Consider the following 13,233-nt stretch of genomic DNA (forward strand, 5'->3'; position numbering starts at 1 on the left):
GCTACCTTGTGCGCCCCTTAGTTGCTGCTTAGGCGGAGCACGCGTTCCTGCGCCAGCACCGCGGTGCGGTTGGCTTTGTCTGCCGCCCGCGCCGCCTGCTTCGCTTCGGCAGAGGTCGCCACAAGCCGCTTGCGCGATCGCTCCAGGCTTTCTTCGGCGGCCTTGAGCCGGCTCCGAAGCTCAACCGTTTCCTGCTGCAGCTGCGCAATGTCCGCCCTTGCCTGCTCCTCCTGGTCCTGCAGTTCACCGGCCAGGCGTGTCGCCTCCTCTTCGGCAGCCCGGGCTTCGGCAAGGGCCGCCTTTGCCTTTTCCAGCGCCGGCGGCGAGGCTGGCCGGGGTGTCTGCCGCACTGCCTCAAGCCGGGGCCTGGTGGGCTTTGGCTGGGAGGTGCGTTCCGCCGTCGTCCGTGTCCTCGCCGCTGCCTTTGCCTTCGGCGCGGAAAGGGGAGCATTTGCCGGGCGGGCAGACGTTGCCGGAGGAAGCAGCCCGGGGAGGGCCACCGCCCCCTCCAGGTCGACGTCGTTGACGCCGTCCGCGGACAGGACCTTCAGCAGCCGCCCGCTGCCCACTGCATTGGCTGCGCCCTCGTCCGCTGTCAGGGCCCGGAGGGTCTCCTCGACTTCGGAGGCCATTGCGTCACTGATGGAACGGCCCTGCTCCCGGGCAACGGACCGGGCGATGTCGACGGCGTCAGCCAGCATGGTGCGGCGCTCCCGGCCCAGTTCGCGCAGGGCGGGAGCGTCGAGTGACGCCTGCGCGGCCCGCATGCGGGCCCCGAGGTCGCTGAGCCCGTCCAGCACGTCCGGCCGGGTCCGGGCAAGCATGTTCAGGGCCCATGCGGCTACGGACGGCTTGGGCAGGCCGCGGACTGTTGCAGCCAGGCCCTTGTCCTGGCGCGCAACCTCCTTGGCGGCGGTCGTTCGGGCCGCGACGAAGTCGTCCAGCGGCCCGGCGTAGAGCCGGTCCGCAATGTCCGCCAGGGCTGCGTCATCCATGCCGCCATCTTAGGTGCCGGGAGGGGCGGGCTTCTTAACGTTCCCCCGCCCGGACCGGGACAAGACGCACGCCACAACGTCCCGGCACACCACCCTGTTACTCGACCGCCGGGAGGGGTATGTTGCACGAATGGACGATTCATATCAGGTCATCGTGGTTGGCGGCGGTTTTGCCGGAAAGACGGCGGCTGAGGAGTTGGGCCGCAAGGGCGTCCGGGTGTTGCTGCTCGATGCCAACAATTACCAGCAGTTCCAGCCGCTCCTCTACCAAGTGGCCGCATCCCAGATCGGGGTTTCGGCGGTCACCCGGCCGCTCCGGTCCGAGTTCCGCAAGATCAACAACGTCCGCGTCCTGACGGCGGAGGTCACCGCCATCGATGCGGCCAACCGCACGGTCACCACCGCCGACGGCTCAAGTTACCGGTCCCGGGTCCTGGTCATCGCCACGGGGGCGGTGCCAAACTTCTTCAACACCCCCGGCGCCGATGAGCATGCCTACCCCCTGTACTCGGTGGCGGACGCAACGCGGCTCAGCGCCGCCATCACTGCCGTCATGGACGAGGCAGACCGGGAACCCTCGGTAAACGCCGACGTGATTGTGGTGGGCGGTGGCCCAACCGGGGTGGAGACCGCCGGCGCACTGGCAGAGAACGTTAAGTACCTTGTGCCGAAGTACTTCTCGCCCGGGCTGGCCGCCCGGTGCCACGTTCACCTGGTGGACATGGTTCCCAACGTGCTGGCTGCTTTCTCGGAAAAGTCGCAGGCGTACGCGCGGGACCGGCTGACAAAACTGGGTGTCCAGCTACATATGGGCACCGCGGTGGGGGACGTCCGGCCTGACGGGGTGACGCTCAAGGACGGGACTGTCATCCCTGGACGGATCGTCGTGTGGGCCGGCGGCCTGCAGGCGGGGCGGATCATCACCGAGTCCGGGTTGAAGCAGGGCAGGGGTGGCAGGGTGGACGTGCAACCAGACCTGACAGCCCCTGACCTCGAGGGTGTCTATGTTCTGGGCGACTCGGCGAACATCACCGACGCTGATGGGAACAAGCTGCCGCAGCTTGGGTCCGTGGCACAGCAGTCGGGCAAGTGGGCGGCACGCAACATCTATGCGGACCTTACCGGCGGCGTGCGGGAGCCTTTCCGCTACTGGGACAAGGGCTACATGGCGATGGTGGGACGCGGCGCAGCCGTGGCGGAACTCGGCCGCCGGCGCCTGCAACTGCAGGGCCCGCTGGCGTTCGTTTCGTGGCTGGCAGTGCATCTTGCCCTGTTGCCTGGCTTCCAGCAGAAAGTCCGGGCGCTGTTCTCCTGGGCCAATGGCTACGTAACCCACAGCCCTGCCCAAGTGGTGGTGGGCAGGCCGGACTAGCTACCTGCCCGCCCCCTCCTGCCTGCTCGGGCCTGTTTTCGCGCCGCCCGGGCGAACCGCCGTCGTTAGCTCTTCCCGAAACCAACCAGCCGGCCCGCCACAGTCCACCCGGATGCCTCATAGGGGCCGGCAGCGTCCGCCTCAACCACCATGTGCAGGTACTCGGCGCCGTGGAGAAAAGCCTCCTCTGCCATGGCGGCGAAGAGCCCGCGCTCAAACGTCTCCTTTTCCGGCCCTTCCGGGACTTCCGTGATGGCCACCGCGGCGAAGTCGTCCCGCACCTGGACACGGCCCCGGGCCACCGGGCTGTCAAAGACGGTGATTTCGACGGCGTCGTAGGTTTCCATGGGTGCCAGGGCCACCTGGGAGTTTTCCGGCAGTTGCACTCCCGTATTCAACTCCGCCGTGGGGGCCATAAGCAGAATCCTCTCTGACACCCGGGCGAGACCACCGGGGGCCAGGTCACCAGCATTTCCAGCGTCAGCGCAAAGCAGGGTCAGGCTCGCGCCCTCACCTGCTGCCTTGGCGGCAAGCTCCTCCGCATCACCACCTGCCCAGCCCGCCACATACTCCTGTCCTTGGGGCTCATCTCCTGTGCCTCCCCCGACGACGAACCCGGCGTTCACAGCTTCTGCGGAGCGTCCGTGAAGGTCTGCCCAAGCAGGGAGCCATCCGATGGCAGGAGTGTTGTGCTGTTCCGGCATGAGCAATTCCTAACGTTTGGCTGCGGTCGGACCGCGGTCCAGCCGCCCGTTGCTGGACAGGGCTTTCCTGTCAACGTATCGGATCAGCACGCAGCCCGCCACCAGCACGGGGGGTGCCGTCAGGGCAGGTGGGTGAAGGACATTCCGGCTGCCAGCAGCTTGTCCACCGCCTGCTTTACGCCTTCCGCCGTTCCACTGTTGGGATGGTTGCCGTGGCAGATGACCACGTCGCCTGGCCGGGCCTTTCCCACCTCTTTGGCGACGACGGCGGCTGGAAACGTTGCGCCGCCGTCGCCATTGATGCTGAAGCCTGCCGCTTTCACTCCCAGCGCGCCGAGGATGTCCACAGCGACGTCGTCCATGTAGGCGGTGCCCGGGCGGAAGTATCTGGGGCGCTTGCCCGTGATGCCGGCCAGGACGCCGTCATTCGGCATGATCTCGTCGTAGACCTCGCCGGCGTTCTTTGTGCCTGGGATTCCATAGGCGGTGTTGCCGGTCGTGGACAACGGCTTATGCGAGGTCCCGTGGTTGGCAACTTCGAAAAGTGGATCTGCTGCCAACTGCCGGGCCGTGGCGGGGTTGGCCGTGACCCACCGCGAGTTCAGGAAGAGCGTGGCCGGAACGTGACGCTGGCGCAGGGCATCGACGAGCGCCTGGTCATAGCCGCTGCCGCCGGAACCGCCGCAAAAGTCGAAGGTGAGGGCGATGCCCTGGGGGCCGGACGGCAGCCGCGTCAGGACGCCGGGAGCCTCCAGGCCCCAGTAGTGGGGCTGGTGCTTCCCGTAGGTGTCGACGATCTGCGCGCGTGAAGGTACGGGCGGTGGCGGTGGCGTGGCAGGCGCGGGTGCAGGCTCGTCACCGTCGGGGCCTGTATCCATCACCGGGGAGGCGACCGGGTCTGCCCCACCGCTGTCCCGGGCGCTGCCTTGCGTTTCCGAGGGCTTCGAACGGGACTGCAGGTCGGGAACGGCGGCCGACAATGTGAGCACTGCTGCCAGCAGGACCGTCCTGCGGCCGGGGCCCTTGCCGTCCTGGCCCAGGTGCCGGGGCGCGTTCGGTTCCACGGTCAAGCCCCCCGCCGGGGCTTGGCTGCGGCAGGGGTCCGGTCAGCTTCCGTGCAGCAACCGGAGGTGGCACATGCCGTACGGCGGCTGCCCGTCGGACAGGCAGTGGTGCAGGCCGTGGCGCCCGGAACGGCGGCCTGAAAGCGGGGAGTCACTCCGGGATGATACCTTGGCTGCCTTGCCGTTTCCTGAACCTCGATGGATAGCCGGAGCGGCGGGCGTAATAATCAGTCGTCGCGGGCAAAAAGACACCGTCTATCCCACGTGGATCCCGGGACGCCGACGGGGATCGGGTTCGTTCCGCCGGAGGATTTCGCGGACCACTGGGGGAGTATCGCCCTGACCCAGGAGCAAGTAGCGCATCAGGTGTGCCAGCGGGTTGCCTTCAGACCACTCGAAGTAGGCATGCGGAATCACACCCGTGGCATCGCGCAGTGCCAGCAGGATGGCTGCGATGGCATTGGGTGCGGCGGGACTCTGCACGCGGAGCACCCTGTGGTGCCCTACCTCGACGCCCCTGACAGCCAGCACCTTGCTGAATCCCGAGGGGTCGGTGACGTCAATCTCAAGGAAGATGACGTCGGCAGTCCAAGGGGTTGGGTTGCTGTCGTCCTGGTCTGCCGTCTTCTGGTCATATTCGGCGACGTCGCGCGCCTGCGGTTTGTTCGCTATCAGGGTCAGCCGCCCGTCGTAGTCCAGGGACTCCTTGATGAACCGGCGCGCAGCCGCATCGAATTCGATCCTGTCGACGCGGAGTTCGGTGGTCCTGCTGACCCTTGATACGAGTGACACGGTGATAATGCCGAGGATAAAGAAGCCGGAAATGGTGATGCCGTCCGGCTTTTCGAGCACATTGGCCGCCAGTGCATAGAGCATCACCAGTGTCAGCACGCTGAAGCCGGTTGCGGCTCCGCGGTGTTTCCTTTGGATCGTCGAGATCGTCACCGCTATGGCTCCGGAAACCATCATCACAAGGATTCCTGTTGCGTAGGCGCCGGCCTGGGCGTTGACGTCCGCCTTGAACCCCACGGTGATCAGGATGCTGACCGTGGTGTAGACGAGCACAACAGGCCGGACTGCGCGCGACCATTCGGGTGCCATGCCATAGGACGGAAGATAGCGCGGGACGATGTTGATCAGCCCAGCCATCGCCGACGCCCCCGCGAACCAGAGGATAAGGATGCTGCTGATGTCATACACGGACCCGAAACCGCTGCCCAGGCGTTCGTGGGCCAGATATGCGAGGGCACGGCCATTGGCCGGCCCGCCCGGCTGGAATGCTTCGCTGGGAATTAGGACGGTGGTCACGAAACTGCTGCCGATCAGGTAGACGCTCATGATCAGTGCCGCAGTGGTCAGCAGCTTGCGGGTGTTTCGGATCCGCCCCCGCAGCTTCTCTTCACTCGTGGCGCCTGTGGAGGCGATCAAGGGCATCATGCTGACCCCTGTTTCGAAACCCGACAGCCCCAGGACCAGCAGGGGAAAGGCCAGCAGCGCAGGTCCTGCAATGCCGCCCGAACCGGTTCCCTGGGCGGTCAACGCCCCGCTCCATGAATTCAGCAGCGCGGGATCGGCGACGATGTCAGCGATGCCTGAACCGATAACGACGCCGTTCAGCAGCAGGAAGACCCCGACAAGCGGTATAGCGACGGCGACAGCCTCGGAGAAGCCCAGCAGGAACACTCCGCCAAGGATCACCAGCAGCAGCACGGTTATGGGTACGGCCTGGCCCTTGAGGGCGGGCGGAAGGAAGGGATTTTCGAGCAGGTGGACGGTGGCATCGGCTGCGGAAAGCGTGATGGTGATGATCCAGGATGTGGCTACGAACCCGAGCAGCACCAGGACAAAGATCTTGCCCCGCCAGAAGGGCAGCAGCTTTTCAAGCATGGCCACTGAGCCCTGCCCATGGGGGCTTTCAGCGGCCACCCTGCGATACATGGGCAGCATGCCCAAAAGAGTCAGCGCGACAATCAGCAGTGTCGCCAGCGGAGACAGCGCACCCGCAGCAAGAGCGGCGATTCCGGGCAGGTAGGACAATGTAGAGAAGTAGTCAACGCCGGTCAGGCACATAACCTTCCACCAGCTTTGCTGTCCCTCTTCCCGCTCAGGGGCTTCGAGGCCTTCAGGTTGGTGGACGCGGTTTTCAAGCAGCCAACGGACGAGGGGCCCGTGGGGCGTGGCATCGTGCGAGGGGCGGGGAACGCTTTCGGGTACGGAGTGCTGGATAGATGCAGTCATGGAACATCTCCCCTCTGCTGGTCCCGGCATAAGCGGCAGCCTTCATGGGGTGGCCCCTGCCCGTAACCGGCGAGATTAGCACCGGCATGGGACGGGGCGGGAAGGAGCGGGATAATCTTGACGCTTTCTTAACGCCGGGCCTTTGCATGGCCACCCTGCAGCCGGTTGTCCGCGGAGGTCCGGCCGGAGATTGAGACTTAAGGCCCTGTGCCCTCCAGCAGGTCCGGCGTTTACTAGTGGGTTGGGGCGGGCGGAGTGCCCGCCGCAGAGCCTGGGGCTCTGCTCGTTAGATCAGGGAGACAGCAGCCGGCTATGAATCTCAAAGACCGTTGGAGCCGCCTCGACCCGGCCACCAGGAAGTGGTTGACCGACAACCCGGGATGCCAGATCCTGCCGAGGACGATTGTCGCGGTAATTTCCAAGGAAACCGGGGAGAACTTAGCAACGGGGCAGCACGGTGAAGCAGCCATATCCCGCGAGGACCAGGCGTTTATCCGGTCCAAAGCGGACGGTGTACCAGGAGCCCAGGCAGACCATTAACCAGCGAAAAACCCCGGAAACCCCTGGAACCAGGGGCTGTCCGGGGTTTATCCCGAGCTTCCTATCAGAATCGAACTGATGACCTTTTCATTACGAGTGAAACGCTCTACCGACTGAGCTAAGGAAGCACCGCACAAAATCCCCGGCAGAACCGGGCGCCTCATGCAAGAGTCAACTGTAATAGAGTCTCCTCGCCCCGGTCAAAATGGGGCGCGCGGCGGCTGCCGGGGCGGTCAACAGACCGTATTGTCGGCCGGCACCTTGCCGCCCACCAGGTAGTTGTCCACCGAATCCTCCAAGCAGCTGTTGGCACGGCCGTAGGCGGTGTGTCCTTCACCCCTCCACGTCAGCAGGGAGGCGTTGCCCAGCTGCTTGCGCAGTGAGGCTGCCCAGTCAACGGGGGTTGCGGGGTCGCCTGTGGTCCCGATGACCACGATGGGGGAGCCACCGCTGTATTCCACAGGTGCCGGGGTGCGGAGGTTCTCGTAGGGCCAATCCGCACAGGTGGTCCCGCCGTAGGCAAAGAAGTAGCCGAGGGTGGGGGAGTCCTGCTCCAACCGCTTCTCTTCGGCGCGCATGCCTGCGGCATCCGACACCATGGGGTAGTCCAGGCAGTTGATCGCGTTGAAGGCGAACGTTGAATTGGAGGTGTACTTTCCGTCGGAGCCGCGGTCCGCGCCCAGGTCGGCCAGCCGGAGCATGAGGCTCACGTCTCCGGACAACGCCGCCTCCAGCGCCTGCGTGAGGGCCGGCCAGCTTTGGTCGTTGTAGAGCGGGGTGATGAGGCCGCTGACGAACATGGTGGCATTGACCAGGCGGCCGTCCTTGGCCGTGCGGGGAGTCTGCTGCACAGCGTTGATCAGGTCCCGGATCTGCTGCACTCCGGAATCGACATCACCGCTCAGGGGGCACTTGCCCTGCTTCTGGCAACTGGCAACGTAGCTGTGGAGCGCTTTTTCGAAGGCCCGGGCCTGGCCGCTGGTCAGGTCCTCATTGCTGATGGACGGGTCCAAAGCCCCGTCGAGGACCATGCGACCCACGTTGTCCGGGAAGAGTGAGGCGTAGGTGGAGCCCAGGAACGTGCCGTAGGAGTAGCCAAGGTAGTTCAGCTTGGTGTCGTTCACCACGGCCCGGAGTACGTCCAGGTCCTTGGCGGCGCTGACGGTGTCGATGTGGCCAAGGACCGGGCCGGTTTGCGCCGCGCACTGGTCAGCGATCGCCTTGTTGTCGGCCAGCGCCGCGGCCAGTCCGGCGTCGGTTTCGAGGGCATAGACCTTGGCACGGGCCGCGTCACGTTCTGCGTCGGTCATGCAGGTTACGGGAGCGGAGCGCTTGACGCCGCGCGGATCAAAGCCGACGAGGTCGTAGGCGTTGCGTACGCCGGCTGAAAAGTGGGTTGCGGCTGCGTCCTTGATGAAGTCGTAGCCGGAAGCGCCCGGGCCGCCGGGGTTGACCAGGAGGCTGCCGGTTTTCTTTCCGGTGCTGGACGCCCGCAAAGCGGCAAGCTGGATGGTGTCGCCGCCAGGATTGGCATAGTCCAGGGGGACGGTCACCTTGGCACATTGAAATTCCCCTTCGCAGGGCTGCCATACGACTTCCTGCGAGTAGAACTTTTCCAGGCCCGCGGGGGCGGACGCCACGATCGAGGGGTCGGCCTTGGCAGTGGCCGCCTCCGGGGGGTTCTTGTCGCCGCTGTTGAGGAGACTGCACGAGGCCAGGACCACGGCCAGGGCCATTGCTCCCGCGGCTCGGACTGCAACCGCCAGGGACCTGTGGGGTGCGGACAGGGGGCGGGCAGTCATCGGGTCTCCTTGGAGGGCTGGATCAGGCTGGCCGCCATGGACTCGATGGTCAGAAGCGGGGCAACGTTGGTTGTGGTGATGCGTTCGCGGGCTTTGTTAATGGCGTCCATGCGGGCCAGGGTGATCTCAGGAGTGCTGCGGGCGGCGAACTCTTCCAGCTCCCTCCTCAGCTCAACGTTGACCAGTTCCACGGCGTTCCCGAGTTGGATGATCAGCACATCGCGGTAGAAGGAAAGTAAATCGGTGAGCGTACGGTCCAGGGAGTCCGTGATGGATCTCTTGGCCCGCCGTTTCTGGTCGTCTTCGAGCTGTTTCAGCTGGCTGCGCATGGCCGGGGGCAGGGCTCCCGATTCGGGCGCTCCCAACGTTGCAAGGAGGGAGGCCTTCTCCGCTGCGTCCCGCTCCTCGTTGGAGCTGTTGGCCTCGGCGGTGGCGATCTTCACCAGCTTGTCCGCCATCATGACCGCGGCTGTGACGCCGCGGAGGCCGAGCGGAAAACGGACCGTTTCCAGCCGGCGTTCCCTTGCCGCTGGATCCCTGGCCAGCCGGCGGGCAATGCCTACATGGCTCTGCGCTACCCGGGCTGCCTGCTCCGCAAGGGCAGGGTCCACACCGTCACGCCGCACCAGCAGGGCTGCAACGTCCGAGGCCGGCGGCAGCCGTAAAGCGACGCTACGGCAGCGGGAGCGGATGGTGACCAGGACGTCGGCGGGGGACGGCGCGCAAAGCATCCAGACAGTCCGCGGCGTGGGTTCCTCGATGGCTTTGAGCAGTACGTTGGTGGTCCGCTCGGCCATGCGGTCGGCGTCCTCCACGACGATGATCCGCCAGCGCCCTGACGATGGCCGGTTACCTGCCGCCGCCACCAGTTCCCGGGCCTCATCGATGGTGATGGTGACCTTTTCGGTGCGCACGAACGTCACATCCGAATGGGTTTCACCCAGGATCGTGTGGCACGCCTGGCACTGCCCGCAGCCACGGAGGCCGACGTCCTCCTGGTCGCAGTTCAGTGCGGCGGCGAAGGCCTTGGCGGCGTTCGAGCGGCCGGAACCCGGCGGCCCCGTGAACAGCCAAGCGTGCGTCAGGCTTTCGCCGCTTGCGGCCTGGCGCAGTTGTTCGACGACGGCGGGCTGGCCCTGGAGGTCATCCCAGACGGTCACGCGCCACCGCCGTCGCCCGCTGCAGGTACCGCCCCTTGCGGTGCGTGGGCATGCGCTGCGAGGGGCGGCGCATCAAGCAAGGTTTCCACGCGGGCCAGGATCTGCGCAGCCAGGTCGTCAACCGGGAGGTGGGCAGGGAGGACCAGGTACGACGCGGGGCGGGCCGCCGCGAGGTCCAGGAAGGCGCCCCGGATCCGCGTGTGGAACTCGTCAGCTTCGGATTCAAGTCGGTCTTCGGCTGCCTGGCCTGCAGTGCGGCGCCGCCGGCCAAGCTGGGGGTCAACATCCAGGAGGACCGTAAGGTGCGGCTGCAGACCGGACGTGGCCCACTCGTTGAGGGACTGGACGGCGTCCTGGCCGAGTTTGCGGCCGGCCCCCTGGTATGCCACCGAAGAGTCGATGTAGCGGTCGGTCAGCACAATCTCGCCACGGCCAAGTGCCGGGCGGATAACCTGGGCGGCGTGGGCGGCGCGGGAAGCCGCGAAAATGAGGGCTTCCGTATGGGCGTCAATCTCGCCGTTGCCGTGATCCAGTACCAGCGAGCGCAGCTTTTCCCCAATGGGCGTGCCGCCGGGTTCACGGGTGCGCAGCACCGTGTGGCCCCGGGACTCCAGCGCGGCGGCAAGGCGGGCCGCCTGGGTGGACTTGCCGGCGCCATCGCCACCTTCGAACGCGATGAATAATCCGGCCTTCTGTTTGTTCACTTCTTAAGCCTACCGAGGCAGGCGGACATTTCCGGCTTCCACCCAGTGCCTGTGCAGGACAGGTGGAGGGGGCGCCGCCCACAAAACGTCACTGCTTTGACGTTGGATCAAACAGGAACAGTACGCTTTTCACCATGAGTCTTTCCGAGCACCAAGCCGCGTCCCTGTCACCCGAGACCGTGGTGGTGGCGGCCGGGCGGCCGCCGCGGGAAAGGGACCAGCCGGTCAACCCTCCCATCACCCTTTCCTCCACCTATTTCGGCACGGGCCCCCTTGGTGATGGCGACCGGGGATACGGCCGCTATTCCAACCCCACCTGGGACCCCTTCGAGGAGGCCTTGGGCCAGCTGGAAGGATCCGAGTTGCCCGGCCTGCTGTACGCATCGGGCCTCGCCGCGGTCAGTTCTGCGTTGTCGCTGATCCCCGCAGGGGGAGTCCTGGTTATGCCCAACCACAGCTACTCCGGCTCGCTGGTGATGGCCTCCGAACTCGCCCAAAAGGGCTTCATCGAGCTCCGGACCGTGGATATTGCCGATACGGATGCCGTTCAAGCAGCCCTGGCCCCTAAGGGACCGTCCGCGAAGGCCGCGGCCATGCTGTGGCTCGAAAGCCCCACCAACCCCATGCTCGGAATTGCCGACATGTCCGCCGTTGCAGAGGCCGCCCATGCCGCCGGCGCAATCGTCGTTACGGACAACACTTTCTCCACCCCCTTGGTGCAGCAGCCCCTGTCGCTGGGATCCGACGTCGTCCTCCACTCGGTGACCAAGTACCTGGCCGGGCATTCCGACGTTGTCCTCGGCGCGCTCGTCACCTCCAACCCGGACATCCGCGCCGCGCTCCTCCACCACCGGATCATCCACGGTGCTATTGCCGGACCCTTTGAAGCATGGCTGGCCCTGCGCGGCCTTCGGACCCTTGCGTTGCGCGTCGAGCGGTCCCAGGAGTCATCCATGGTCCTGGCGGAACGCCTTGCGGCGCACCCCGCCATCGAATCGATCCGCTTCCCCGGCCTCAGCACCGACCCCGGGCACGTCCGCGCCAAGGAGCAGATGAAGGGGTTCGGCTCCATCATCTGTATCCAGGTGGCGCCATCCGCAGGACTCAGCGGCGCCGACGCCGCTGACAAACTCGTGCAGGCACTGGAACTCTGGCTGCCTGCCACGTCCCTGGGCGGGGTGGAATCCCTCATCGAGCGCCGGCGCCGGCACTCGGCCGAACCCACCAGCGTGCCTGAGAACCTGGTGCGCCTTAGCGTAGGGGTGGAAAACGTTGAGGACCTCTGGGCTGACCTTAAGCAGGCGCTGGACACGCTGGGCGGCTAGGCTGGGTTTGTGGACGGTCGAATAATCATCGCGCTCGTAGAGCAGGCAGTGTTCTTCATCCTTGGCCTGGTGGCCTTGGGGCTTGAGCTGTGGGCGTTTGTGGACTGCCTCCGCCACCGGCCCAACGCCTTCGAAGCTACCGGAAAGCGGACCAAAACCTTCTGGCTTGCCCTCACCGGCGGTGCCACCGCCGTGGGCCTGATCTCGCTGCTGGGCACCGGTGGAGGCATCTTCAGCACCCTCGGCCTGTTCGGGCTGGCCGCTGTCGTGGCAGCCTCCGTCTACCTGGCCGACGTCCGGCCTGCAGTGAAAGACGCCGGCCGGGGCGGCAGCCGCAACATGGGCCCCTACGGCCCCTGGTGATCCCACCGGCGCCGGCCCATTCAACGGCTGACCGCATGATGTAAGGGCATCACTGCCTCCCAATCCACCGTCAGCTCACCCAGCCGCCACCTGGCCGGCCCGTCCTGGACCGGCCAGCCCGCTGCGCGCAGGCTCCGGCACATGCCTACCCAGCGCTGCCGGTTACCAAATGAGGCCAGCGCCGCGCTCTCAAGCCACGACCGGTCCATTGCCTGCATGAAAGCGTGCACCGGTTCACCGGGGACGTTGCGGTGGATCAGGGCTTTGGGCAGCCGCTCGGCCACGTCGGATGGCAGGTCGAAGCTCCCAAAGCGGACCGAGATGCTGAGGGACAGGGGCCGGTCCCGGTCCAGAGCCACCCACGTCACGCGCCGCCCAATCTCGTCACACGTGCCGTCGACGAACAGGCCGTCCGGAGCCAATCGTTCCTGCACCAGCCGCCAAATGCCCGGGACGTCAGCTTCCTCGTACTGCCGCAGGACGTTGAAGGCCCGGACCAGGACAGGGCGACCGGAAACAGGCAGCTCAAAGCCGCCGACGTGGAACGTCAGTCCGGGACGCTGCAGCGGAAGCGCCGCCCGGACGCGCTCCGGCTCGATCTCGATCCCGCAGACGCGTACGTCGGGCCGGATCACGGCGAGCCTTTCATGAAGTTCGACGGCGGTGGCCGGCGTTGCGCCATAGCCCAGGTCCACCACGAGCGGCTCGGGTGCCCTCCTCAGCCGCCACGCCTGCGGTCCTGCCAGCCAGCGGTCCAGCCGGCGCATCCGGTTGGGGTTGGTGGTGCCGCGGGTGACGTTGCCCACCGGCCGCCCCTTCCTGGCGGCGGAGGACCTGCCGGAAAGTTGCGGGGCATTGACCCGCTCAGCCTTTTGAACCACCGCACAACCCTATCTTCGCCGGCCGAGGTTTGTGAGCGCGGTTGCGGGCCGGCCTTGTAACGCTGGGCGGGCGGCAACACTGCTC

General features: G+C 66.2%; 12 protein-coding genes and 1 tRNA gene. 4 read left to right on the forward strand and 9 right to left on the reverse strand.

What is annotated here, in order from left to right:
* Positions 1 to 17: 17 nt before the first annotated feature.
* On the reverse strand, positions 18 to 995 hold the full coding sequence (locus LFT49_RS04180) for a hypothetical protein (RefSeq protein WP_237429847.1): 978 nt from the start codon (positions 993 to 995) through the stop codon (positions 18 to 20).
* Between the two features lie 130 nt (positions 996 to 1,125).
* On the opposite strand from LFT49_RS04180, the gene LFT49_RS04185 reads away from it, so the two are divergent.
* Positions 1,126 to 2,367, forward strand: a complete 1,242-nt coding sequence (locus tag LFT49_RS04185) for an NAD(P)/FAD-dependent oxidoreductase (RefSeq protein WP_236801089.1) — start codon at positions 1,126 to 1,128, stop codon at positions 2,365 to 2,367.
* A 65-nt stretch (positions 2,368 to 2,432) separates the two neighbouring features.
* Here LFT49_RS04185 and LFT49_RS04190 read toward each other — a convergent pair whose 3' ends face one another.
* From LFT49_RS04190 to LFT49_RS04200, 3 genes are all read right to left on the reverse strand, one after another.
* Complete coding sequence (locus LFT49_RS04190; RefSeq protein WP_236821237.1) at positions 2,433 to 3,071, reverse strand: hypothetical protein; 639 nt, start codon at positions 3,069 to 3,071, stop codon at positions 2,433 to 2,435.
* A 119-nt stretch (positions 3,072 to 3,190) separates the two neighbouring features.
* The gene (locus LFT49_RS04195; RefSeq protein ID WP_236821238.1) at positions 3,191 to 4,135 is read right to left on the reverse strand and encodes a polysaccharide deacetylase family protein; all 945 of its coding nucleotides are present in this window, start codon (positions 4,133 to 4,135) and stop codon (positions 3,191 to 3,193) included.
* 255 nt (positions 4,136 to 4,390) lie between these two features.
* The gene (locus tag LFT49_RS04200) at positions 4,391 to 6,373 is read right to left on the reverse strand and encodes an amino acid transporter (protein WP_237429848.1); all 1,983 of its coding nucleotides are present in this window, start codon (positions 6,371 to 6,373) and stop codon (positions 4,391 to 4,393) included.
* A gap of 312 nt (positions 6,374 to 6,685) precedes the next feature.
* Between LFT49_RS04200 and LFT49_RS04205 the strand changes: the two genes are divergently transcribed.
* Positions 6,686 to 6,913 carry a hypothetical protein gene (locus tag LFT49_RS04205; RefSeq protein ID WP_237429849.1) on the forward strand — a complete coding sequence of 76 codons (228 nt, stop codon included), beginning with the start codon at positions 6,686 to 6,688 and terminating at the stop codon, positions 6,911 to 6,913.
* 55 nt (positions 6,914 to 6,968) lie between these two features.
* Here the strand turns inward: LFT49_RS04205 and LFT49_RS04210 are convergent.
* The 4 genes from LFT49_RS04210 to tmk all read right to left on the reverse strand — a co-directional run bounded on the left by LFT49_RS04210 (position 6,969) and on the right by tmk (position 10,579).
* Positions 6,969 to 7,041, reverse strand: a tRNA-Thr gene (locus tag LFT49_RS04210).
* A 105-nt stretch (positions 7,042 to 7,146) separates the two neighbouring features.
* Positions 7,147 to 8,715 (reverse strand): alpha/beta hydrolase, encoded by a 1,569-nt coding sequence (locus LFT49_RS04215; protein ID WP_236821240.1) that lies wholly within the window; start codon positions 8,713 to 8,715, stop codon positions 7,147 to 7,149.
* Entirely contained in the window at positions 8,712 to 9,875 is a 1,164-nt protein-coding gene (locus tag LFT49_RS04220) for a DNA polymerase III subunit delta' (RefSeq protein WP_236821241.1), read from the reverse strand. The genes LFT49_RS04215 and LFT49_RS04220 overlap by 4 nt, the downstream gene beginning before the upstream one ends.
* On the reverse strand, positions 9,872 to 10,579 hold the full coding sequence (gene tmk / locus LFT49_RS04225) for a dTMP kinase (protein WP_237429850.1): 708 nt from the start codon (positions 10,577 to 10,579) through the stop codon (positions 9,872 to 9,874). The genes LFT49_RS04220 and tmk overlap by 4 nt, the downstream gene beginning before the upstream one ends.
* Before the next feature lie 134 nt (positions 10,580 to 10,713).
* Between tmk and LFT49_RS04230 the strand changes: the two genes are divergently transcribed.
* Complete coding sequence (locus tag LFT49_RS04230) at positions 10,714 to 11,904, forward strand: trans-sulfuration enzyme family protein (RefSeq protein WP_236821243.1); 1,191 nt, start codon at positions 10,714 to 10,716, stop codon at positions 11,902 to 11,904.
* A 9-nt stretch (positions 11,905 to 11,913) separates the two neighbouring features.
* Positions 11,914 to 12,267: a DUF2516 family protein gene (locus tag LFT49_RS04235; protein WP_236821244.1), complete on the forward strand. Its 354-nt coding sequence runs from the start codon at positions 11,914 to 11,916 to the stop codon at positions 12,265 to 12,267.
* A gap of 20 nt (positions 12,268 to 12,287) precedes the next feature.
* Here LFT49_RS04235 and LFT49_RS04240 read toward each other — a convergent pair whose 3' ends face one another.
* Positions 12,288 to 13,148: a class I SAM-dependent methyltransferase gene (locus LFT49_RS04240; RefSeq protein ID WP_236821245.1), complete on the reverse strand. Its 861-nt coding sequence runs from the start codon at positions 13,146 to 13,148 to the stop codon at positions 12,288 to 12,290.
* Positions 13,149 to 13,233: the final 85 nt, after the last annotated feature.

Origin of the sequence: Arthrobacter sp. FW306-06-A, from assembly GCF_021870055.1 — a bacterium.
Lineage (GTDB): Bacteria > Actinomycetota > Actinomycetes > Actinomycetales > Micrococcaceae > Arthrobacter.